Consider the following 1117-nt stretch of genomic DNA (forward strand, 5'->3'; position numbering starts at 1 on the left):
GACCCTAAAGTTCGCTATGCCGTTGCAGTAAAACGGAAGCTCAGCTCAGAACTATTTGATCGTCTTGCACGTGACCCGGACGAAACTGTTCGCGCCGCAATCGCGCATAACGCAAAGGTTCCAATTGAAGTGCTCAGATTACTCGCAAAAGATGATTCCTCTTTAGTGTCGTCTGTTGCGTTAGCCCGAGTTGCCTCTTAACGGCCAAGGGCAGCCACACGAATTTTCTGGAACGACCATGACTTTTAATGCTCTACCACTCCACAATGCTACGTTATCGGCTATTTACGTCAGTTGGAAGGCGGAACGGTGCGATATTCGATTACTGCCTGTCGGCATGCCGCCTCATCTTTTGGTGTTTGAAGGATTCACCAGCATCGAACTTCCCAGGCGCGAAAGCTAGGGGCCGTCTTCATCGGTCAATTCAGTAAAAGAGATGGATGGGCAATTTCAAATCGAGCTGCAATCTGGCGATACGATTCGCGTCGAAGCTCCCCATTGGGCATTTCGTCAAGAAAACATGTAAAGGTAACTGACGGCCAAGAGCAGAGCTTAGACTAGAACTTTTTGACTGAACAATATGCGTTTTTGGATCGTTCTCGGCTTAGCGTTTGTTAGCACAGCCGCGCCGGCTAGCCCATGGCCTGTAGAAGCGTCAGTAGCTTACGTAGAAGAGCTTTCGCTAGCCTGCGCAAAGGCAGACCCCGGGTCAGCATCGATGTACGAGGCAAAGAAGAATTTCTTATTTTCTGAGGATCTTGGCCGGGTCAAGCAAGCGCAATCTGTACAGGCGTACCCCGACATGAGAAAGTGGGCGCACGACACAATACAAAACGCTACTTACAAAGAGATAGCAGAAGAGTGCCGTTCGTTTCTTGCCCATTCGGATCTAGCGCTCAAACAGGCCGACCCTGACAACAAGCGAGAACCGGCTCCGGCCAAGTAAACCTAAAGGGTCCGCAATGGGGTGCGGATTCAGCCGGTCGACGCAACACATTGATAAAACCGTTGAGCCGGCGTTTCATAGTCTAACGTTTTTCTAGGTCGTTCATTCAGCCGATTTGCGATGGCGTCGAGCTGACCTTGCGAATAACTTGATAAATCCAGTCCCTTTGGC

Annotated in this window: 1 protein-coding gene and 1 pseudogene; one reads left to right on the top strand and one right to left on the bottom strand. The window is 50.3% G+C overall.

Annotation, left to right across the window (positions count from 1 at the left end; translation table 11 throughout):
- Positions 1 to 201: hypothetical protein (locus tag AB4Z19_RS30460; RefSeq protein WP_442030358.1), on the top strand; the 201-nt coding region annotated here is incomplete at its 5' end.
- 774 nt (positions 202 to 975) lie between these two features.
- Here AB4Z19_RS30460 and AB4Z19_RS30465 read toward each other — a convergent pair.
- Positions 976 to 1117: pseudogene (locus AB4Z19_RS30465) on the bottom strand (IS30 family transposase); the annotation flags it as partial.

It is taken from the genome of Pseudoduganella sp. RAF19, assembly GCF_052114165.1.
Classification (GTDB): domain Bacteria; phylum Pseudomonadota; class Gammaproteobacteria; order Burkholderiales; family Burkholderiaceae_D; genus Rugamonas.